We start from the raw sequence: 19,966 nt of genomic DNA, 5'->3' as shown, positions 1-19,966 counted from the left end.
CGGCTTTACTCCGTGCGTTTAGTCGGTGTCGAGAACTTCCGGTGGGTAGGCCGGATGATCAGAGGTGGGGGCAAGCTGCGCCACGGCTGATTCGCGGGACATGCCGCAGACCATCAGCAGGTCAACGATGATGGACCGGGTCTGCGCGAGGAGTGAGTAGGCGGAAAGAACGCCGTCCTCGCCAAGCACGTCCATGGTGGCGTTCGCACCAAGGACACGTAGGCGGCGCACGATTTCCGGGATGACCACGGCCTCGTTGGCGCGTGATTCCTTGCTGCTGGCCCGGCCGTAGAGCTCGGCGAGCTCATACGTGACGTCGGAAAGCTCGTCGATGAGATCAAGCTGGGCTTCGGTGACGTGGTCGCCGTCCTCCGAAAGCACCAAGGCCCGGCGGGAAAGCACGCGCACACCGCGGATGGCGTTGTCCACCGGGGTGAGGATGCGCTCCAGGGAGCGGATGTTACGCTGCCAGCTCCACAGGAATGGGGAAACCTTGACGGTCTCGGCGCTGCCCTTGGCCGCCTGGAGCATGTCATTGATATCGCTCTGCGTACCGCGGACGGCGTCGCGAGCTTCCAGGATCGCCTTCTCATCGCCGTCGCGGAGGCCGCCGGCAACGTCGGAAAGCACTGCAGAAGCCACCCGCAGAACCTTGGATACTTCCTTACGCACGGCGCGCAATGGGGAGGTCGGGATGAGGGCGACCATGCAGATGCCGATGAAGGCGCCGATGATGGCATCGATGGCGCGGGAGAGTCCGCCCATCTCCTCCGGGGGCATGATGGTGGCGATCAGGATGGCGCCGATGGCCACTTGGTTGCTGATGAGCTGCGACTCGGTCACGAAGGACGCGATGAGCAGCGAGCAACCGATGATTATGGTCATGTGGATAGGGCCGGTGCCCAGGCCGTCAACCAGGAGGGTGCCCACGATAACGCCGACGATGCCGCCGATGGAGAGATCCACCGCGCGTTTAAGGCGGTCCCCGCCGGACAGGCCCAAGATGATGATGACGGACATCGGCGCGAAGAACGGCTGAGCGTGGCCGAAGACGACGTGCGCGACGAAGAAAGCCAGGCCGGCGCCGAGGGTGGACTGGACGATGTAGAGGAAGCGGGACTTCACGCGCGCAAAACGGGATTTAACCGAGCGGTCAAAGCTGCGCAGCTGTTGGCGCGTGGTCAGCTTGGCCCGTTCCTTAGTGCTCTTATCCTTTGCTTCCGCCATGGTTTCCTTATCTTAGTTCGCCCGTGTGGATTGCTTGGCTCTGGTTGAGGTCGGCCTGGGTCGTGGCTGGATTCGGCCTGGGTCGTGGCTGGGTTCGGCCTGGGTCGTGGCTGGGTTCACTCTAGATGGTGAGGTCACCTCACCACTTGCGGGCCTCATTTGCCCCATTGGTTTACACTAGTCCCTTTTGTTGTGCGGTGACCTCACCATTTGGGTTTTGATTCCGGTTTGACTCGGGCGAGGATGTTGGTCGGGGACTTTGCCGGCGCATTCTTTGACGCTAAACACAGCAAAGCCGCTCCTCCCTCCCAGCGGCTGCGGGGTTCCCTGCGGCTGCGGGGTGTGGGGGAACGGCTCTGTGTGGTGTGGGTTTAGTGGTCAGTCTTACTTGGAGATGGACTTGCCCACGGAGTGCAGGTCGGTGCAGGCCTCAACCACGCGCTCAGCCATGGACTGCTCTGCCTTCTTCATGTAGGAGCGTGGGTCGTAGACCTTCTTGTTGCCAACCTCGCCGTCGATCTTGAAGACGCCGTCGTAGTTAGCGAACATGTGGCGGGCAACCGGATTGGTGAACGCGTACTGAGTATCGGTGTCAACGTTCATCTTCACAACGCCGTAGGACAGAGCCTGCTCGATCTTTTCCTTCTCGGAGCCGGAGCCGCCGTGGAACACGAAGTCGAATGGCTTGGAGCCCTCTTCCAGGCCGAGCTTCTTGACGGCGGCCTTCTGGCCTTCGTCGAGAACCTCTGGGCGCAGCTTCACGTTGCCCGGCTTGTAAACGCCGTGGACGTTGCCGAAGGTAGCGGCCAGCAAGTAGCGGCCCTTCTCGCCGGTACCGAGTGCATCGATGGTCTTTTCAAAATCCTCAACGGAGGTGTAGAGGTTTGCGCCGGCCTTAGCTTGGACGCCGTCCTCTTCGCCGCCAACGACGCCGATCTCAGCCTCGAGGATGATGTTTGCCTTGCGTGCCTTCTCCAGCAGCTCCTGGGCGATGACGAGGTTCTCGTCGATTGGGATTGCGGAGCCATCCCACATGTGGGACTGGAACAAAGGCAGCTCGCCGCGGTCAACGCGCTCCTGGGAGATGGCGATGAGGGGGCGGACGTACTCGTCCAGAACTTCCTTCTGGCAGTGGTCGGTGTGCAGCGCAACGTTGATGCCGTAGTGCTTTGCCGCCTCGTGAGCGAAAGCTGCCAGAGCCTGAGCACCTGCCACCTTGTTCTTCACAGAAAGGCCAGAGCCGAACTCAGCGCCGCCAGTGGAGAACTGGATAATGCCGTCAGACTCAGCTTCTGCGAAACCGCGCAGAGCCGCGTTGATGGTCTCAGAAGAGGTGCAGTTGATGGCCGGGAATGCAAAACCGCCCTGCTTGGCGGTATCCAGCATCTGGTTATAGACCTCAGGAGTTGCGATTGGCATGAAGTTCCATCCTTAGTGTGTTGGGGCAATCACGTTCCAAATCCCAAGTATGCCTGTTTTTGCCCGGTTTCGCCGCCAGAATTTTTGTGAACTTCCTTAATGCAGGCAGGCGCCTGGTGGGCGGTTGCCGATACGCAGGTGAAACCACAAAATAGTACGGTTGTAATGCGATTTTATTTTTCTTGGGACTGGTGTTTCATGACTCGTGCGCAGGCCTCGAGCAGCATCCAGCCCGACAATTGGACCGAAAGATCGCGCTCTGCAACACGGATGATGCCTACCTTTTCGCCGACGGTATTCGGCCCGAAGCCATAGTTATGTGGCAGGCGAGCATCGGTGGTCCAGTCGGAGCCGAAGATAGGTAGACCATCTACCTCCAAGCGGTGTTCCCACACGGATTCAGCAGAGGCCACGACCATGCGAGCCGCAAGCTTCTTGGTGGCGCGGTTAGCCGGGGAATCGCCCGGCAATCGCACAGCAACGTCCGCAAGGTAGCGCACGAGGATGCCTTTGAACAGGCCACCATCGCCGTCGCCCGTCATCCAGTTGATAACGCCGGACGGAGTAGCCATTCCGGTTGCCACCGCCTGCACTAGGCCACGGATGTTGGTGATGTAGTGCATCGTATCCGCTGCCAGCTCGGCTTCCTGAATGGTGTCGATGCTCTCCAGTGAGGTCAGCCCAGCCTTCTCGCGCAGTGCCAATGCAATTTCCAGGCAGGCGCCCAGAACCACGCCCTGGCAATACGGGTGGATAGCCTTCACGATTTCCGGGCCGTCCATACGCATGCGCACGCCGTCCATGATGAAGCCGTCATCATCAACCAGATGGTCATAGATCCAGTCCACGATGTGGCGGGCCTCGTCGATGCGCCCCATGCGGGCAAGCATGATGGCGCCGGGGCCGTTGGATGGAACGTTCAGGAAGGTCTCGCCCTCGCGCCACGGCAGCACACCGATTTGGGGGTCGGTGCCTTCCAGGATGTTGTGTTGCAAGGAGCCCAGGCGCTTATGCGGCTTGATGCGCTTGAGCTGCTCGGCACGATCCATAGCCAGGGCCAGCCACGCCTTGTCGTCGTAATAACGATTCTTCGTAAGCTGGCTCATGTTACGAATGCGGATGCCGCGCATGGTGTCCACGATGCGGGCGCGGCGCGCCTTGGTGTTGTTACGCAGCGCGGCGTCTACCAGGCAATCGAGGTAATGAGCTTGCCACCAGTAGTGCCAGTGGACGAAGAGTTTCTCCTTACCAGTCGGCGGCCAGCTGACGACCGCAAGATTGGTACGCGGAATTGACCATACGTTTTGCGCATGGCGTTCATTGATGGCGGTTTCCGCGAGGTCCGCGCGGTGTGCCCATGTCTCTTCCACTGTAGGTCTATCACTCTCGATTATGGTTTCGTTACTCCATCTTATCTACTTGAGACAACGATTTACCACGCTTTTTCTAAGTCAGCATGCTGACGAATCCACGCATGCATGGCAATGCCCGCGGCGACGCCCGCGTTGATCGAACGAGTCGAGCCAAATTGGGCAATGGAACAGGTCATTAACGCTGCATCTTGGGCTGCTTGGGTAACGCCGGGGCCTTCTTGTCCAAACAAAAGCAGGCAGCGCTCCGGCAGCTCTGCCGTTTCAAGGGGGACGCATCCGGGGGTGTTATCGATGGCGACAACAGTTAGCCCTTCGGCGTTGGTCCACTGCAAAAGCTCCTCCACCGTGGCATGGTGCTGCAGGTGCTGGTAGCGGTCAGTGACCATGGCCCCGCGGCGATTCCAGCGGCGGCGACCCACGATATGCACGGTGTCGACGGCGAAGGCATTCGCAGTGCGCACCACGGTTCCGATGTTGGAATCGTTCTCGAAGTTCTCGATGGCGATATGCAGGGCATGCCGGCGCTTATCGATGTCCGCGGTGATCGCTTCCCTGCTCCAGTAACGGTAGGCGTCAACCACGTTGCGGCGATCACCCTCGCGCAGCAGCTCTGGGTCATACTGCGCACCGTCTGGCCAGGGGCCCTCCCACGGCCCGACGCCGTGGCGGCCTTCGTTCCACTCGGTAGGGCCCTTGCCTGTCTCTACAGGCTCTTGCGCAGATGAGTTATTAGGCGAGGTCAAGGTCTTCCAAGCTCAGCAGGTAGCGGTACTCCAGGCCTTCAGCGGCGATAACTTCGCCGGCGCCAGTTGCGCGATCCACAACGGTGGCCACACCGACGACCTCGGCGCCTGCCTCGCGCAGCGCCTCGACGGCGGTCAGCGGAGAGTTGCCGGTGGTGGTGGTGTCCTCAACCACGAGGACCTTAGCGCCGGTGACGTCGAAGCCCTCAATGCGGCGCTGCATGCCGTGCTTCTTGGCTTCCTTGCGCACCACGAAGGCGTCGATATCGCGGCCGTCGGCATGCATGATGGAGGTAGCGACGGGGTCAGCGCCCAGGGTCAGGCCGCCAACTGCCACGTAGTCCCAGTCCGCGGTCAGCTCGCGCAGCAAGGAGCCGATGAGGCGAGAAGCCTCGTGCTGAAGGGTGGCGCGGCGCAGGTCAACGTAGTAATCAGCCTCCTTGCCGGAGGACAAGGTGACCTTGCCGTGTACAACAGCCAGTTCCTTGACCAGCTCTGCCAGACGGGCCTTTTTCTGTGCATCCAAGCTCATGGCTCTCCTTTTTGTTTCTTATGCCGCTTCTTGTCCCGCCATGTTTTGCGGGATTATCGCTTTAAGACTACTCGTTTGCTTCTTCGTCGCCGAAGATGGTCGAGCGGCCGTTGAGATCACGGCGCATGCGCGCTTGCGCCTTATCGAGCAGGGGGCGCTCGCGGCCGTCGGCAATGGCGTCGACTTCGTCCGCACCCAGCGCGCTGTGGTCAACCTCGCCGAGGGACTCACTGCGGGTGCGGCTCGGCAGCTCTACCGGCTCTTCCGGGCGCTGGATGTGCGGGCGCTGGATTTCCTCGTGGTCCGGCACAAGGGTGGGCCCAGTCGGCTCAGGCTGCGGCGGCTCGGGGATCTCGCGGCTCGGGTCCAGCTCAGCCACGCGCAGCACCTGCATCGCGGCCGAACGCGGCGGCAGAACACGGGCGCAATCGGCAAGTTTTGCAAGCGGGGCCAGCATGGCATCCCACTGCACGCCGCGCGCGTGCTTGGTGGTTTGAGCAAGCACCCATTCGGATTCCATCCACGCCGCGGTGACCTCCTCGGGCATCTGCTCGAGGGCCACTTCCAGGCGCTCATCGATGAGCCGCTTGCCGACGCCCGCGTCGGTTGCGAACATCTCGAATCCTTCAACGTCGTCGACCTTGATCAGGTCTTCCGAAAAGTGTTCTTCTGCGAGGCCGATGCGGCGGAAATCCACCACGATGTCTGATGCCGCACCGGTGCGCATTGCCATGACGTTGATGCCGCCCAAGTCCATCAGCAGCATCTCGTGACCATGCACGAACCCTGCCACGATATCCTTCGGTGCCGCCCCCAGGGCCGCTGCGCCACGCATCCATTCATCAGCCAGGTAGTCATCCTGCTTGGTGTACTCGAACTGGTGATGCTCGCCCCATGCCTTGCGCTCACGGCGCAGCGACCCGGGCACCAAGTCACGCGCACGCAGCAGGTGCTCGTTCTTGCGCTCCGGCGCCTCCTGCTGCTGCTCGGCTATGGCTGCTTCAGTGGCCACCTGGTCCTTCTCTACTGAGGCAGGCTCTTGCTCCACTGCGTTCTCTGCAGACGCAAGTCCTTCCTCGTGCTGTTCAAACGTTTCGGCTTCCTGTGACTCGTCAGCGGTGGGGCGCTCTGGCGATTCGAGGCTCTCGACAGGGGTAGTGCCGTCAAGCTGGTTGGTGCGCTGGCGCTTGTCGAGGAGGAGAAGCGCGACGCCGGCCGCGGCGAGGACTAGGGCAAGGATCAGAATAGGCATCACCCCAAGACTTTAGTAGGAAGTCTTGGGGTGAGTAGGCTTTAGGAGGAAGTCTTGGGGTGAGTAGGCTGGCGCGCTGGTTAATTTACGCAGGTTATTTATACAGTCGTGCGGTCGCCGCGCTCGACTGGATTGGATGGGTCTGCGGACCACTGGGACCAGCCACCGACGAAGTGGCGCAGGCCGGTGAATCCAAGGCCCTCAAGGATGCCGATGGTCAGCGCGGAGTGGTTGCCGGAACCGGAGTAGACGATGGCGTCCTTGACGTTTTCCTTGGTGATGCCAGCATTGTCGAGGATCTCTAGGATTTCCTCGTCGGACTTGATGGTCTTGTCTTCGTTGTGGAACTGGCGCTCCGGCAGGTTCACTGCGCCCGGGATGTGGCCGGCCTTCAAATCGAGGTGCTCACGACGGCCCGCGAAGCGGTTTGCCGTACGAGTATCGATGAACAGGCCATCGTGGGCCTTAACGTCCTCAATAGTGGCAGTCGGCATAGAGCCCGGCGTGATTTCGACCTCGGTGGCAAGACCAAGGTTGCCTGGGCCCGTAAGGGTGGCAAAGCCCTGGCGGCGCCAATTAGCCAAGCCACCATCGAGCATGCGTACGTTCTTAAAGCCCGCCCAGCGCAGGGTCCACCAAGCGCGTGCAGCGAAGAGGCCACGGCCTTCGTCGTAGACCACGATCTCCCAATCGGGACGCAGTCCCCATGCCTCGCAGCTCTCCTTCAAGCGCTCCGGGTTAACAAGCGGGTTACGGCCCACCTTGGAGCCAGGAAGGCCGACGAAGGAGTGCGCAGCGTCGGCGAACTGCGCGGTAGGAATGTGCAGGGAGGCGAACTGGTTGTATGCCTCACCCTCACCTGGTGCCCACAAAGATGCAAGAAGTGCGACGCGCTCGCCGCGGTAAATGGATTGCTGGAGTTCGCTTGGAGAAACCAAATTGCTCATGGCTCTAGATTCTAGGGCCATGAGCACTTCGGCGCTTCTTACGCAAGCTAGCTGCGCTTGCTATTGAGTTCCAGGTGCTCGCCGCCGTCAGCGACGTCGACTTGGACGGTGTCGCCGTCCATGACCTCGCCTGCCAGCAGCTGGCGGGCGAGTTGGTCGCCGATAGCCTGCTGCACCAAGCGGCGGAGCGGGCGGGCGCCGTAAGCAGGGTCATAGCCGCGCTCGGCGAGCCAGAGCTTCGCGGCGTCGGAAACCTGCAGGTTCAGGCGGCGCCCTTGCAACCTCGATGCCAGAGCATCGAGCTGGATGTCGACGATGCCGGCCAGCAGCTCAGAGGACAGGGACTCGAACATCACGACGTCATCGAGACGGTTAATGAACTCCGGCTTGAAGTTGCGCTTGACGGCCTCCATGACCTCCTCCTTGGTGCCACCAGCACCGAGGTTCGAGGTCAAGATGATGACCGTATTGCGGAAGTCCACGGTGCGGCCCTGGCCGTCGGTCAGGCGGCCCTCATCGAGGACCTGCAGCAGAACGTCGAAGACGTCCTGGTGCGCCTTTTCCACTTCGTCGAAAAGCACGAGCGTGTACGGGCGGCGACGCACGGCCTCCGTGAGCTGGCCGCCGGCATCGTAGCCAACGTATCCCGGAGGGGCACCGACGAGGCGAGCCACGGAGTGCTTCTCCCCGTACTCAGACATGTCGATGCGCACCATCGCGGACTCATCGTCGAAGAGGAAGTCCGCCAGAGCCTTGGCCAGCTCCGTCTTACCCACGCCCGTAGGCCCAAGGAAGAGGAAGGAGCCGGTCGGACGATCCGGGTCCGCAACGCCCGCACGGGCGCGACGCACGGCATCGGAGACGGCCTTGACCGCTTCTTTCTGACCCACCACGCGGCGGCCTAGCTCGGCCTCCATGTTGAGCAGCTTCTGGGTCTCACCCTGCAGCATCTTGCCGGCCGGAATGCCGGTCCACGCGGAAACCACCTCAGCGATGGTGTCTGGGGTGACCTCCTCTACCAGCATGGTGTTGGACTGCGCGTTGGCGCGCACCTCGGCGTCGGCAAGCTGCTTCTCCAACTCGGGAATGCGACCATAACGCAGCTCGGAGGTCAACTCGTAGTCACCGTCGCGCTCGGCAATCTCGGCCTGGCGCTTCAGATCCTCCAACTCCTCCTTGGCGTGCTGGACTTCATCGATAGCCTTCTTCTCGTTGGCCCAACGAGCCTTGAGCTCCCCGAGCTTTTCGCGTTCGTCGGCAAGCTCCTGCTGCAGCTTGCTCAGACGGTCCTGGCTGGCGGCGTCCTTTTCCTTCTTCAGCGCCAGCTCCTCGATCTCCATGCGGCGCACGACGCGCTCCAGCTCGTCAATCTCCTGCGGGGAGGAGTCAATCTCCATGCGCAGGCGAGAACCGGCCTCGTCAACCAAGTCGATTGCCTTGTCCGGCAAGAAGCGGTTAGTGATGTAGCGATTAGACAGCTCAGCTGCAGAAACCAGCGCGGAGTCCATGATGCGCACACCGTGGTGGACCTCGTAGCGCTCCTTCAGGCCACGCAGGATGCCAACAGTGTCTTCAACAGAGGGCTCAGCCGCATAGACCTGCTGGAAGCGGCGCTCCAAAGCGGCGTCCTTCTCGATGTACTTGCGGTACTCGTCCAAGGTGGTAGCGCCCACCAGGCGCAGCTCACCGCGGGCCAGCATCGGCTTAATCATGTTGCCGGCGTCCATGGAACCCTCGCCCGTGGCGCCCGCGCCGACGATGGTATGTAGCTCGTCGATGAAGGTGATGATCTGGCCTTCCGAGGCCTTGATCTCATCCAGCACTGCCTTCAAGCGCTCCTCGAACTCGCCGCGGTACTTCGCGCCGGCGACCATGGAGCCCAGATCCAGGCTCAGCAGGGTCTTGCCCTTGAGGGACTCCGGGACATCGCCTGCCACGATGCGGCGGGCCAGACCCTCCACGATGGCGGTCTTGCCCACGCCCGGCTCACCGATAAGGACTGGGTTGTTCTTCGTGCGGCGGGACAGCACCTGCACGACGCGGCGGATTTCCTGGTCGCGGCCGATAACCGGGTCGATCTTGCCCTCCCGCGCGCGGGCGGTTAGGTCGGTGGCGTACTTCTCCAGCGCCTGGAACTGCTCCTCTGGATTCTCAGAGGTGACCTTCGCGGCCCCGCGCACCGAAGGGAAAGCGCCCTTCAGCGCATCAAAGGTAGCGCCGCGGCCGGTAAGCAGCTCGGCGGCGTCAGTCTTAGAGCCGGCGATAGCAGCGAGAAGAACCTCGGTGGAGACGTACTCATCGCCCAATTCGCCCGCCAGCTCCTGCGCGCGGGTCAAGACGTTGAGACCGTCGCGGTTAAAGTTCGGGTTCGCCATCCCAGAGCCCTCAGCCTTGGGATAGGAATCCACAAGAGCGCGCGCCTCCTTGAGGACGGTTTCCGGATCGACGCCGGTGGCCTTGAGGACCGGTGCGGCGATGCCGTCTTCTTGGCTAAGGATGGCCGCTAGTAGGTGCGCCGGGCGAATGTCCGGATTGCCGTTGGAAGAGGCGGTCTGCAGCGCCTGCTGTAAGGCCTCTTGGGTCTTGGTGGTGGGGTTGAAAGCACTCATTGCTTCCTCCTTGGAAGTTGTTTATTAGAAGGTTTATTGCCTGATATTTACAACAACGCATCCAAAGTTGAGTTTGTTCCACTCAACTTCAAATTTTCTTTTCTTCCCTGCCTGAGCGTAGCAGACTCAAGTTTTCCTTGCCGTTTAATCGCTTCGCTGAGCACTTAGGCACCGCATAGAAAAGGGAAACCGCACAATCGTGCAAAGTTCCAGACGTAGGCCACCTGGCCTTCCGGCTCAATCCCCAGCTCCACCAACCCGTCGCGAGTTAGCGCCAAAAGCAGGCCGAAGGTGGCGTCAAGTTCAGCGCGGAAGCTGCTCCGACCTGGAGATGATCTCGCGCATGCAGACGGCAGTCAGCCGTCGCCATTCGCTTTTCGGTGGAGCGCTTGGAGCATTCTCTCCGCTGAGATGAGCAAGTGCTACGCCGAGGATCGGTGCGTGATGAGGGAACAATCCGAGAGCACGCGCTCCGGCCTCCTGCTTGCTGATGACCTCACCCGTCGTGAGCGTCGCGTGCATCCGCGCAGGTCCGAGGAGCCGCCATTGAACCCTCCCGGCTCCGAGGGCTCCACGCCCTCTCTCGGTGCGCAGCATCAGCGGCTTCCAGTACCCCAGCAGGTTGTTCAGGGTCCATGGCCGGAGCTCGTCGGGCTGCGGGTCTAGGCCCCAGGTCGAGACGTCCCCTCCCCGTAGCGCGATGCCGCCGTGCTCGAGCTCGTGCCAGATCACGGGATTCACATCGAACGCGCCCCTGGGGTTGAAGATCTCGCCCACGTGGGAAGCGATCGGCTCGATCTGTGTCACAGGGCGCGTGATCTCCGAGTCCCACACGAACGAGGTGTTGCAGCACGCGCTGATGCCCATTCCTCGAACAGCTCGCCCGAGCAGCCGCGGGAGCTGGGAGAGGTGCAGAGCGCGCAGGCGTGGGATCAGGTCGGAGCGCTCCCGCCAGGCGTCATCAAGCGTGGCGATCAGGTCGATGTCGCTGGCCTTCGGGCGATACGCACCCAGCGCAACAGAACCGCCCACCACGACACCCGTGATCGCTCCAGGCAGCAGCCGATCGGCGGCGTCCAGATACGAACGGCCCGCTCGACGAACTTCGTGCGGTAGTGCGACCTCCATGCGCTCATCATACGGAGAAGCCACCTCGAAGCGGCTTCCCTAAACCAGATCGCCCGCGGCCGCGGGCAAGTAGGATGGGCCAGCATGAAGGAATTGGGCGAACACATCCGCAGGCACGCTGACGATTACCGCGATGCGGTGCATCAGCACTTCTTTGCCACCGTCGCGGAGTCGCGCCAAATCTTCGCTCTATCCATGCGTGATACCCACCCGGCACTGGCGCCTGCAGTGGCGTGGATATTGGATGCGGCTGACGATGCCGGCTTCCTCCCAGAAGAGACCATCGAGCGCGTCCGCGAGCTAGGCAAGGAGCACCGCCGCCACGGCTTCCCCACAGAGATTTATCCCAAGTTCGAGGCCTCCCTGAACGAGGGGTTTATCGCGTTGGGACTGACTCAGCACCAGCTAGTGGTGGCAAAGCGCGCCGTCCACACTGTGTGCACCACGATGGCACAGGCGGCGCATGCTGCCGACATCGCCGGCATCGCCCCGGCCCACAGCGCGCAGGTAGTCGCCGTAGAACACCCCAACCGCAATACTGCGGTGGTGCGGCTGGAATCCGGTGCGCCCATCGAATACGAGGCGGGCCAGCATTTTCCCATCACCTCGCAGCTGCTGCCCGGCACCTGGCGCATGCTGACCCCGGCGCATCCGGCGGACACTACGGGCCAGCTGCTCTTCCACATTGCGCTGGCTGGCGACGCCTCCTCTATGCTGGCCAAGGCAAAGCCCGGCGATTGGTGGACCCTGGGTAACCCTGCCGGAAACTTTCCGAACTTGCACGACGGCAAGGCCACCGCGCTCATAAGCTTCGGCACGGGATGGGCGGGCGCCCGCGCCGCTCTCCTAGATTGCTTGGCTGCCGGCGAAGTGCCGAAGAACCTCAGCGTCTACAGCGTGGCTTCTTCCCCTGGCGAACACTACGACACCCACTTCCAGGCTAATCTCCAGGCCCTCTTGCCTGAGCTTTCGTTTCATAGCATTTCCCGCAGCGAGCAGGATCCCTGGCTGCTCGGCGCGCAGCCGCAGGCAGAGGGCTTCGCATCCGAAACCGCCGGCGAGTCCCAAGACCCAATCGCCGTGGTGCTACGCCACGAGAAGGACCACGAGAAGGACGGAGCCAAGGACAAGCGCTTCATCTTGGTAGGCCCCGCCGACCGAGTCGAGGTGGCACGCGAATCCCTCCTAGCAGCCGGCATCCCAGCTGGCAATATCCACGCCCAATCCTGGCAGCGCGGCCACGAGTGGGCCGCATCCGCCGCAGACCTAGACGGCTGGGAGGACTGGGATGCGTGGGCGGCCTGGAAGAAGTCGGAGTGGACGCAAACTTAAGCCTCGAGGACCGGCAGCGCTTTGCGGGTCAGGGCAACGAGGTCGGAGTCGATCTCGGCGTAGATGATCTCCGGCTCGTAGCCGGCCTCGACTACGCGGGTGCCATCGGGGGCTACAACTACTGAATGGCCAATGCCGGTGGGACCAGAGTCTTGGCCAGCCATCTCCGCGCCGCCTGGACGGGCTTGGCCCGCAGCCACGATATAAGAGGTGGAGTCTAGAGCACGCGCCGCGGTGAGCAGACGCCACTGCTCCAGCTTGCCGGGACCGTCAGCCCAGCTAGTAGGAACGACGATTACCTGCGCGCCCTGGCGAGCCAGCTCCTTGAACTGCTCTGGGAAGCGGATGTCATAACAGGTGGCCACGCCAACGGTAATGCCCGCGACGTCGAAAGCCACGAGCGCCTCACCCGCGCGCACGGTATCGGATTCCTTGTAATTGAAGGCGTCATAAGTGTGGATTTTGTCGTAACCGCCAAGAACGTCCGGGCCCGCGATGAGCGCGGTGTTGCTCACGCGGTTGATGGTCTTGCCATCACGCTCAACGGTGTCCGCTGGGCTGAACATGCCAAGCACGACGGTGACCCCCAGCTGCTGCGCTACCGCACGGATGGTGGTGACGAAGGAACCATCAAGGCCCTGGGCCTGCTCGTCTAAGCGGCCAGCCCCGAAGGCCTGGGACGTGGCCTCAGGCAACACGATCAGTTGCGCACCATTCTCAGCGGCCTCACGGATCTTCTCCACGGCCAGCTCAAGGTTCTCCTCGAGGTTACCGCCGGTCAAAATTTGCACTGCTGCTACCAACATGACACCCCAAACTAGCCGAGTCGCGATGAGTTATCCACAGATTTCGCCCTAATCAGAAATTGGGTCTAGAAATTACTGAACTTGGCCCACAAAGCTTGAGGTATGGATTTCTACATCGCTGACAACGCACGCAACACCATCCGCTCCCACATGGGCCAAAGGCACCGCTTCACTACCCCGCCGCCGCCCGAGTATCCGCGCACGGCCAGCGCCCTAGCGCGCGTGGCAAAACACTGGGACGGTCAGCTTGCCGCTAACGCTAAGCAACACGACGCCATGCTCCAAGACCTCGATGAGTTCATCAGGCACAGCAGAAAAATCGATGCCTCCCTAGCCAACAAGCTGGACGGAGGGCTGCCGTGAGACGCGCGCTAAGCCTTTATTTAGCCTCTCAAGAAATGCAGTCTGGCGCTGCTAACCTGCACGTTTTCAAACAAGGACTACACAATAGTTGGCATGACCTAGAAATAATTGGCGCTTTTGCCGACGCCGCGCGCGCCCAGCTGACAAACACCACGGAACAACTCGAACTACCCGCTCAGAGCATGGAGGCTGCGGCAGAGACTCTTCGCGCCTATGCGCCCATCCTGGCTCGGGTCGAACAATTGCGCGCCGAGGCCACCCGCCTGCTAGCACGGATGGATGAGATAGAACCGTGGAGCAGCCAGATAGGCGCGATGCTGAATGCGCTCGATGCTTTGGGCGACGGCCTGGATTGGGCATGCGCCCGAGAAATAGATGCGCTGTGCACGCCAGAGCTGCCCACCGGCGGCGGCTATCTGGAGGATTACGAGGAGCTACCCATCGAGGCCATCCACCAGATGCTTATGAGCACCGCCCCGCCAGAGGCCGTCGCGCTAGCGGAGAGCAATCCGGACGTGCAGCTGCTTGAAGCCGGGCCCGGTCGCGTTGCAGCACTGGTCGATCCCGGCCAGCTGGGCACTTCCGCGGCGAGCGTTTCCACGGTGGTCTCCGGGGTGCATTCTTCGGATCCGTCCGGCTGGCAAAGCAGTATCGATCGCGCGCGGGCAGTAGCGCGTGCAACGGGCGGTCCCGCGGTGGCCTGGATTGGCTACCGCGCACCAGACAGCCTCGCACAGGCAGGCCACGATTCCCCGGCGGCACGTGGCGCGCAGGACCTACGCCGCTTTCAACGCTCATTAGGCAAACGCTTTTCCCGCTCACAGCGGATAGTGGTGGGTTATTCCTATGGTTCCGTCGTGGCAGGAAAAGCCGCGAAGGCGCCCGGCGTGGCCGAAGACGTGGTCTTCGTGGGCAGCCCTGGCACCACCGCCGAAAGCGCCGATGACATTCAGGCACGCAGCTGGGCCGCAACGAATGCGCACGATCCCATCGGCGTGGTTACCGGCCCGCGCGGTGGCATTCACGGCCCGGATCCGAGCACTCCCAACTTTGGGGCTTCCCCACTACCAGGCGCAAACCGCCTGCCAGGAGACCACATCTCATACTTCAAAGACCCCGCATTTCTGCGGGGTCTCGGAAAGATTGTGGAGGCTAAAAGCTAGCCTTCGTGGCCGGCTTCGACGCGCCGGCGGCTGCGGCGTGGGGTCCACATGACCACTGACGTCGAGCGCGGCACGTGCACGAGCTCGCCGCGCGGCTGGCGTTCACCAACCCGTTCGCGCAGCTGCTGAACCTCAGCGAGCAATGCATCGCGCTCGGCCTCTAGCTGGTCGCGCTCCTCGGTCAGCTCAATGATGGACTTGATTCCAGCGAGGTTAACGCCCTCGTCGTGCGACAAAGTCTGGATCTTGCGCAGCAACTCGATGTCACGGTCGGAGTAGCGGCGCCCGCCGCCCTGAGTACGGGCGGGCGAGACCAAGCCGATGCGATCGTAGGTGCGCAGGGTCTGCGCGTGCATTCCGGACAGCTCAGCGGCAACGGAGATGACATAGACCGCGTTGGCCCCTGCCTGATTTTCCTTGCTCATCGTTGCACCTTCCTTTTATGCGCTACCTGCGGCGCTTCCATGGGCGACGTTGCCTTCCCAGCCCGCGCGCGGGTCGAAACCGGAGTCGCGCTCCGCCTGCGCGTAGGTGCGCAGCGCACTCGTGGCGGCGCCATCAAGGTGGGTCGGGACGGTGACCTGGACGGTAACCAGAAGGTCGCCGGCCTTGCCGCCGCGCTTCTCGATGCCGCGATTGCGCACGCGCAGCGTACGGCCATCGGGGGTGCCCGCCGGCACTTTCACGCGAACCGGCGAATCCAGGGTTGGCACAGTAATGGTGTCACCCAACGCCAATTCCGCGAAGGAAACCGGCACCGTAACATGCAAATCGTCGCCCTCACGGGTGAAAATCTTGTCCGGCTTTACCTTCACCGCGACGAAGAGATCGCCCGCTGGCGTGCCATTGGGGCCTGCCTCGCCCTGACCGGCCAAGCGCACTTTCTGGCCGTCGATGACGCCTGCCGGAATACGCACGGTGATAGAGCGCGTGCGGTGCACGGTGCCGGAACCATTGCAGTCCGCGCATGGATCCTCAATCTTCTGACCGGTGCCGCCACACTCAGTGCACGGCGCGGAGAAGCCGAAGGTTCCGCGGTTCTCAGAGGTAAAGCCAGTGCCTTTACAGTTCTTGCAGGAGCTCGTCTTACCTGACTTGGAACCGGAGCCATGGCACGTGGTGCAGGGGGCGTCGCCAGTTAGCTGCAGCGGGATAGTGGTGCCGGTGGCAGCCTCCCGGAATTCGAGGGTTATTTCCGTTTCGACGTCGGCCCCCCGCGACGGCCGAGCTGTGTGGCCAGCACTACCGCCGCGGTTGAAAACGCTACCGAAGATATCCCCAAAACCGCCGCCTTGAGCCGCTCCTCCAGGCGTTCTTCCTCCGAAGAGGTCGGAGAGGTCGAATTCTTCCGCAGATCCTTGGCCCATGTGCGAAGATCGAAACCCGCCGGGGAACCCGGCGCCTCCCATCCGTCCAAACCCACCGCCGTTGCGCAGCATGGCCTTGAACTGGTCGTATTCCTTACGCATCGTGGCGTCGGAAAGCACATCATAGGCTTCGGCAGCGCGCTTAAACTTATCGGCTGCCGCGGGGTTATCCGGGTTGGTATCGGGGTGGTTTTCGCGCGCTAGCTTGCGGTAGCTGCGCTTGATTTCTTCTGGCGTAGCGGACGAGGAGACCCCCAGATCCGCATAATAATCCTTGTCTGCCCATTCGGGTTTGGCGCTCACTGGGCATCCCCTCCTTCCTTGAAACCGCCAGCTTTGGCGGCTATTGGGGACAAAATATAACTAAATAAGATTTGTTCTAAGTTCACTAAACAGTGAAATGGCGCCAAGGCATTTGTTTGTTTAAGCCCTGACGCCACCTCGCACTATTCGGAAGCAGATTCCGAACCGGCAGATTCAGCACTGCCCTCGCCGGCCTCCGTGGAGGCGTCCGGTGCATCCGCGATGATTACCATCGCGGTGCGCACCAGCTTCTCGCCTACCTTGTAGCCACGGCGTAGAACGGTACCGACTGCCTGCTCGCCACCACTAGAGAGATCCTGCACAGCCTCATGGATTTCCGGGTCGAAGGCGTCGCCTTCTTCGCCGAATGGCTGCAGCTGGTTCTTCTCCAGCACGCCGGAGAGCTTGTCGGAGATAGCCTTCAGTGGGCCCTCCTCGAGGTCGCCGTGCTGACGTGCGAGCTCTAGGTCATCAAGGATAGGCAGGAATTCTGCCAGGACTTTGGCCTTGGAAGCCTCGATGACAGCCTGGCGCTCGCGCTCGGTGCGGCGGCGGTAGTTGGTGTACTCCGCATTCAGACGCTGCAGATCCTCGGTGCGCTCAGCCAGCTGCGCCTCTAGGGAGTTGCCCTGGTCAGCGGCAGCGTCGGCTGCTGCCTCAGCCTGGTCGGCTGCGTCTTCTGCGGAGACGTCGGCAAGCGCGGCTTCCATATCCGCATCCAAAGTTGGATCAAGTTCTGCCTCTTCGGCGGAGTCAGCCTGCGCGTCCTGTGCAGCCTGAGCCTCTTGTGCTTCCGCGGCAGCTGCCTCAGCGCGGTCCGCCGAGGTTACCTCTGGATCAGTGTTGTCCGGGTCGCCTGGGTTTTGCGGCATTCCGCTGTTCTGAGTCATTACTTGTCGCCATCCTTGGTCTCGTCTTCGTCGACTACCTCTGCGTCAACAACGTTTGGGTCGGACTCGGCACCAGCTGCGGCGCCCTCAGCACCGGCCTCAGCGGCCTGTGCCTCGTAGATCTGCTTGCCCATCTCCTGGGAGACGGTGCCCAGCTTCTCAACTGCGGACTTGATGGCCTCGATGTCATCGCCCTTCAGAGCCTCATCGACGGCGTCGGCAGCCTCGGTGACCTGGGTCTTAACGTCCTCGGAAACCTTGTCGGAGTTCTCATCCAGGAACTTGCGGGTCTGGTAGGAGGTGGACTCTGCCTGGTTACGCAGCTCCTGCTCCTCGCGGCGCTTCTTATCCTCTTCGGCGTGTGCCTCAGCGTCCTTGACCATGCGGTCGATCTCTTCCTGGGACAGGCCGGAACCATCCTGAATCTTGATGGTGTTTTCCTTGCCGGTGCCCTTGTCCTTAGCGGAAACGGAGACGATGCCGTTGGCGTCGATGTCGAAGGTGACCTCGATCTGTGGGACGCCACGCGGTGCCGGAGCGATGCCACCGAGCTCGAAGGAGCCGAGCAGCTTGTTAGCGGAAGCCATCTCGCGCTCACCCTGGAAGACCTGGATCTGAACGGAAGGCTGGTTGTCTTCCGCGGTGGTGAAGGTCTCGGACTTCTTGGTCGGAATAGTGGTGTTGCGCTCGATGAGCTTGGTCATCACGCCGCCCTTGGTCTCGATGCCGAGGGACAGTGGGGTGACGTCGAGAAGCAGCACGTCCTTGACCTCGCCGCGCAGAACGCCTGCCTGCAGAGCAGCGCCCACTGCAACGACCTCGTCCGGGTTAACGCCCTTGTTTGGCTCGCGGCCGGTCAGTTCCTTGACCAGCTCGGAAACAGCCGGCATACGGGTGGAACCGCCGACGAGAACGACGTGGTCAACCTCGGACAGGGACAGGCCTGCATCCTTGATGACCTGGTTGAACGGAGCCTTGGTGCGGTCCAGCAGATCCTGGGTGATCTTCTGGAACTCGGTACGGGACAGGGTCTCATCCAGGAAGAGCGGGTTCTTCTCGGAGTCAACGGTGATGTACGGCAGGTTGATGTTTGCGGACTGGGAGGAAGACAGCTCAATCTTTGCCTTCTCAGCGGCCTCGCGCAGACGCTGCAGGGCCATCTTGTCCTTGGTCAGGTCGATGCCGTTAGCGGACTTGAACTTCTCAACGAGCCAGTCAACGATGCGCTGATCCCAGTCATCGCCACCGAGCTGGTTGTCACCAGCGGTTGCCATAACCTCAACGACGCCGTCGCCGATTTCCAACAGGGAAACGTCGAAGGTGCCGCCGCCCAGGTCGAAGACCAGGATGGTCTGCTCCTGCTCGCCCTTTTCCAGGCCGTATGCCAATGCAGCCGCAGTTGGCTCGTTGACGATACGCAGGACGTTCAGGCCTGCAATCTGACCGGCTTCCTTGGTGGCCTGACGCTGGGAGTCCTCGAAGTATGCCGGGACAGTAATAACTGCGTCGGTGACATCCTCGCCGAGGTATGCCTCTGCGTCGCGCTTGAGCTTCATCAAGGTACGAGCGGAGATCTCCTGCGGGGTGTACTTCTTGTCATCGATGTCGATGGTCCAGTCAGTACCAATGTGGCGCTTGACGGAGCGGATAGTGCGGTCAACGTTGGTGACAGCCTGGTTCTTGGCGGACTGGCCGACCAGGATTTCGCCGTTCTTTGCAAAAGCAACGACGGATGGGGTGGTACGTGCACCCTCAGAGTTAGCGATGACGGTAGCCTCGCCACCTTCCAGAACGGAAACAACCGAGTTGGTGGTACCGAGGTCAATGCCTACTGCGCGTCCCATGAATTTTCTCCTTGCTTGTCTTAGAAGACTGTTTTTAGCTTTAAGTTGATTTCAGGTGGCTCAACTTCTCGTTGGCTCTTGCGCCACTCTAACAGAAGTTTCGGTGTTTGCTACAAGAACCTGAGCGCGATCCACTCAACCTCTTCAACCGCGCTTAACCCAAAGTTGTTCCCACTTCGCTCAACTTTTTTGAAATTTTCTATATTCCCCCAGTTGAACGGCCCAAAATCTATTTGGACTATAGGTGGAAAAGATTTCTCTACCCCCTTACTCCCCTCCTCTTGACCAACCTGCCTTTCGACCGCTAATTTTCGATTAGCGATACCGATCACAGGTTCGCACTTTATTTAATCCAGCTCACTAAGCTGACTCCTTCACACTCCCTTTCCTCTTAAGTTCTCGCCTGCCCGAATGCGCAAATTTTCGCAGTTACCGGCGGGGATTTTAAAGGCGCTGGCAGGCGCTGGCGGAGCGGAAGGGCAATTGGTGCGGAAACATTTGGAAAGGACGGTTGCGATGAATTCGAATCATTCTCGTACCCGTCGCCAGGGTGACCGCCCACCGGTGCATTGCGCGCAGACGCTGCGCTAGAGACCGCACTTTCAACTTCTTGAAATTAAGTAATCAAACCGGCTCTGGACGCTTTCCGCGCGCAGATAGCTTTTGCA

General features: G+C 61.4%; 17 protein-coding genes. 3 read left to right on the top strand and 14 right to left on the bottom strand.

Annotated elements, in window-relative coordinates; genetic code table 11:
- Positions 1 to 18: 18 nt before the first annotated feature.
- The 9 genes from HMPREF3158_RS07530 to HMPREF3158_RS07490 form a co-directional block, all read right to left on the bottom strand.
- The gene (locus HMPREF3158_RS07530) at positions 19 to 1,227 is read right to left on the bottom strand and encodes an FUSC family protein (protein WP_070497932.1); all 1,209 of its coding nucleotides are present in this window, start codon (positions 1,225 to 1,227) and stop codon (positions 19 to 21) included.
- 384 nt (positions 1,228 to 1,611) lie between these two features.
- Entirely contained in the window at positions 1,612 to 2,646 is a 1,035-nt protein-coding gene (fbaA, locus tag HMPREF3158_RS07525; RefSeq protein WP_061924895.1) for a class II fructose-bisphosphate aldolase, read from the bottom strand.
- A 173-nt stretch (positions 2,647 to 2,819) separates the two neighbouring features.
- Positions 2,820 to 4,016, bottom strand: a complete 1,197-nt coding sequence (locus HMPREF3158_RS07520; RefSeq protein WP_070497931.1) for a glycoside hydrolase family 76 protein — start codon at positions 4,014 to 4,016, stop codon at positions 2,820 to 2,822.
- Positions 4,017 to 4,078: 62 nt separating this feature from the next.
- Positions 4,079 to 4,762, bottom strand: a complete 684-nt coding sequence (locus HMPREF3158_RS07515; RefSeq protein ID WP_070497929.1) for a TrmH family RNA methyltransferase — start codon at positions 4,760 to 4,762, stop codon at positions 4,079 to 4,081.
- Positions 4,749 to 5,294 (bottom strand): orotate phosphoribosyltransferase, encoded by a 546-nt coding sequence (gene pyrE / locus HMPREF3158_RS07510; protein ID WP_062036999.1) that lies wholly within the window; start codon positions 5,292 to 5,294, stop codon positions 4,749 to 4,751. The genes HMPREF3158_RS07515 and pyrE overlap by 14 nt, the downstream gene beginning before the upstream one ends.
- 67 nt (positions 5,295 to 5,361) lie before the next feature.
- The gene (locus tag HMPREF3158_RS07505) at positions 5,362 to 6,546 is read right to left on the bottom strand and encodes a type III secretion system chaperone family protein (protein ID WP_070497927.1); all 1,185 of its coding nucleotides are present in this window, start codon (positions 6,544 to 6,546) and stop codon (positions 5,362 to 5,364) included.
- 98 nt (positions 6,547 to 6,644) lie between these two features.
- Positions 6,645 to 7,493 carry a sulfurtransferase gene (locus HMPREF3158_RS07500; RefSeq protein ID WP_070497926.1) on the bottom strand — a complete coding sequence of 283 codons (849 nt, stop codon included), beginning with the start codon at positions 7,491 to 7,493 and terminating at the stop codon, positions 6,645 to 6,647.
- Between the two features lie 47 nt (positions 7,494 to 7,540).
- Positions 7,541 to 10,102: an ATP-dependent chaperone ClpB gene (gene clpB, locus HMPREF3158_RS07495; protein WP_070497924.1), complete on the bottom strand. Its 2,562-nt coding sequence runs from the start codon at positions 10,100 to 10,102 to the stop codon at positions 7,541 to 7,543.
- Between the two features lie 303 nt (positions 10,103 to 10,405).
- Positions 10,406 to 11,230: an aminoglycoside adenylyltransferase domain-containing protein gene (locus HMPREF3158_RS07490; protein ID WP_061925143.1), complete on the bottom strand. Its 825-nt coding sequence runs from the start codon at positions 11,228 to 11,230 to the stop codon at positions 10,406 to 10,408.
- 84 nt (positions 11,231 to 11,314) lie between these two features.
- Between HMPREF3158_RS07490 and HMPREF3158_RS07485 the strand changes: the two genes are divergently transcribed.
- Complete coding sequence (locus HMPREF3158_RS07485) at positions 11,315 to 12,562, top strand: FAD-binding oxidoreductase (RefSeq protein WP_062036982.1); 1,248 nt, start codon at positions 11,315 to 11,317, stop codon at positions 12,560 to 12,562.
- On the opposite strand, the gene HMPREF3158_RS07480 is transcribed toward HMPREF3158_RS07485, so the two are convergent.
- Entirely contained in the window at positions 12,559 to 13,368 is an 810-nt protein-coding gene (locus tag HMPREF3158_RS07480; protein ID WP_062036978.1) for a carbon-nitrogen hydrolase family protein, read from the bottom strand. The two genes, HMPREF3158_RS07485 and HMPREF3158_RS07480, sit on opposite strands and share 4 nt — an antisense overlap.
- Positions 13,369 to 13,470: 102 nt before the next feature.
- On the opposite strand from HMPREF3158_RS07480, the gene HMPREF3158_RS07475 reads away from it, so the two are divergent.
- Positions 13,471 to 13,731, top strand: coding sequence for a hypothetical protein (locus HMPREF3158_RS07475; RefSeq protein WP_062036975.1), 261 nt, complete (start codon positions 13,471 to 13,473; stop codon positions 13,729 to 13,731).
- Between the two features lie 35 nt (positions 13,732 to 13,766).
- Positions 13,767 to 14,894 carry an alpha/beta hydrolase gene (locus tag HMPREF3158_RS07470; protein WP_062036972.1) on the top strand — a complete coding sequence of 376 codons (1,128 nt, stop codon included), beginning with the start codon at positions 13,767 to 13,769 and terminating at the stop codon, positions 14,892 to 14,894.
- Here the strand turns inward: HMPREF3158_RS07470 and HMPREF3158_RS07465 are convergent.
- The 4 genes from HMPREF3158_RS07465 to dnaK form a co-directional block, all read right to left on the bottom strand.
- Positions 14,891 to 15,319: a heat shock protein transcriptional repressor HspR gene (locus HMPREF3158_RS07465; protein ID WP_062036969.1), complete on the bottom strand. Its 429-nt coding sequence runs from the start codon at positions 15,317 to 15,319 to the stop codon at positions 14,891 to 14,893. The genes HMPREF3158_RS07470 and HMPREF3158_RS07465 overlap by 4 nt on opposite strands.
- Before the next feature lie 15 nt (positions 15,320 to 15,334).
- A complete protein-coding gene (gene dnaJ, locus HMPREF3158_RS07460) occupies positions 15,335 to 16,564 on the bottom strand; it encodes a molecular chaperone DnaJ (RefSeq protein ID WP_061924930.1) in 1,230 nt (409 codons plus the stop codon).
- A 143-nt stretch (positions 16,565 to 16,707) separates the two neighbouring features.
- On the bottom strand, positions 16,708 to 17,454 hold the full coding sequence (grpE, locus tag HMPREF3158_RS07455) for a nucleotide exchange factor GrpE (protein ID WP_062036966.1): 747 nt from the start codon (positions 17,452 to 17,454) through the stop codon (positions 16,708 to 16,710).
- Entirely contained in the window at positions 17,454 to 19,298 is a 1,845-nt protein-coding gene (gene dnaK, locus HMPREF3158_RS07450; protein ID WP_062036964.1) for a molecular chaperone DnaK, read from the bottom strand. The genes grpE and dnaK overlap by 1 nt, the downstream gene beginning before the upstream one ends.
- Positions 19,299 to 19,966: the final 668 nt, after the last annotated feature.

Source organism: Corynebacterium sp. HMSC06G04, assembly GCF_001807365.1.
GTDB classification, from domain to species: domain Bacteria; phylum Actinomycetota; class Actinomycetes; order Mycobacteriales; family Mycobacteriaceae; genus Corynebacterium; species Corynebacterium simulans.
Note: the sequence above shows the minus strand (reverse complement) of the source record. Positions and strands in the feature narration are given on the sequence as shown.

Excerpts from the sequence above, each read along its gene's own strand:
- HMPREF3158_RS07530 (WP_070497932.1), bottom strand. The coding sequence starts at position 1,227 with ATGGCGGAAGCAAAGGATAAGAGCACTAAGGAACGGGCCAAGCTGACC.
- HMPREF3158_RS07470 (WP_062036972.1), top strand. The coding sequence starts at position 13,767 with ATGCAGTCTGGCGCTGCTAACCTGCACGTTTTCAAACAAGGACTACAC.
- dnaK (WP_062036964.1), bottom strand. The coding sequence starts at position 19,298 with ATGGGACGCGCAGTAGGCATTGACCTCGGTACCACCAACTCGGTTGTT.
- clpB (WP_070497924.1), bottom strand. The coding sequence starts at position 10,102 with ATGAGTGCTTTCAACCCCACCACCAAGACCCAAGAGGCCTTACAGCAG.
- HMPREF3158_RS07480 (WP_062036978.1), bottom strand. The coding sequence starts at position 13,368 with ATGTTGGTAGCAGCAGTGCAAATTTTGACCGGCGGTAACCTCGAGGAG.
- pyrE (WP_062036999.1), bottom strand. The coding sequence starts at position 5,294 with ATGAGCTTGGATGCACAGAAAAAGGCCCGTCTGGCAGAGCTGGTCAAG.
- HMPREF3158_RS07475 (WP_062036975.1), top strand. The coding sequence starts at position 13,471 with ATGGATTTCTACATCGCTGACAACGCACGCAACACCATCCGCTCCCAC.
- fbaA (WP_061924895.1), bottom strand. The coding sequence starts at position 2,646 with ATGCCAATCGCAACTCCTGAGGTCTATAACCAGATGCTGGATACCGCC.
- HMPREF3158_RS07500 (WP_070497926.1), bottom strand. The coding sequence starts at position 7,493 with ATGAGCAATTTGGTTTCTCCAAGCGAACTCCAGCAATCCATTTACCGC.
- HMPREF3158_RS07505 (WP_070497927.1), bottom strand. The coding sequence starts at position 6,546 with ATGCCTATTCTGATCCTTGCCCTAGTCCTCGCCGCGGCCGGCGTCGCG.
- HMPREF3158_RS07490 (WP_061925143.1), bottom strand. The coding sequence starts at position 11,230 with ATGGAGGTCGCACTACCGCACGAAGTTCGTCGAGCGGGCCGTTCGTAT.
- HMPREF3158_RS07465 (WP_062036969.1), bottom strand. The coding sequence starts at position 15,319 with ATGAGCAAGGAAAATCAGGCAGGGGCCAACGCGGTCTATGTCATCTCC.
- grpE (WP_062036966.1), bottom strand. The coding sequence starts at position 17,454 with ATGACTCAGAACAGCGGAATGCCGCAAAACCCAGGCGACCCGGACAAC.
- HMPREF3158_RS07485 (WP_062036982.1), top strand. The coding sequence starts at position 11,315 with ATGAAGGAATTGGGCGAACACATCCGCAGGCACGCTGACGATTACCGC.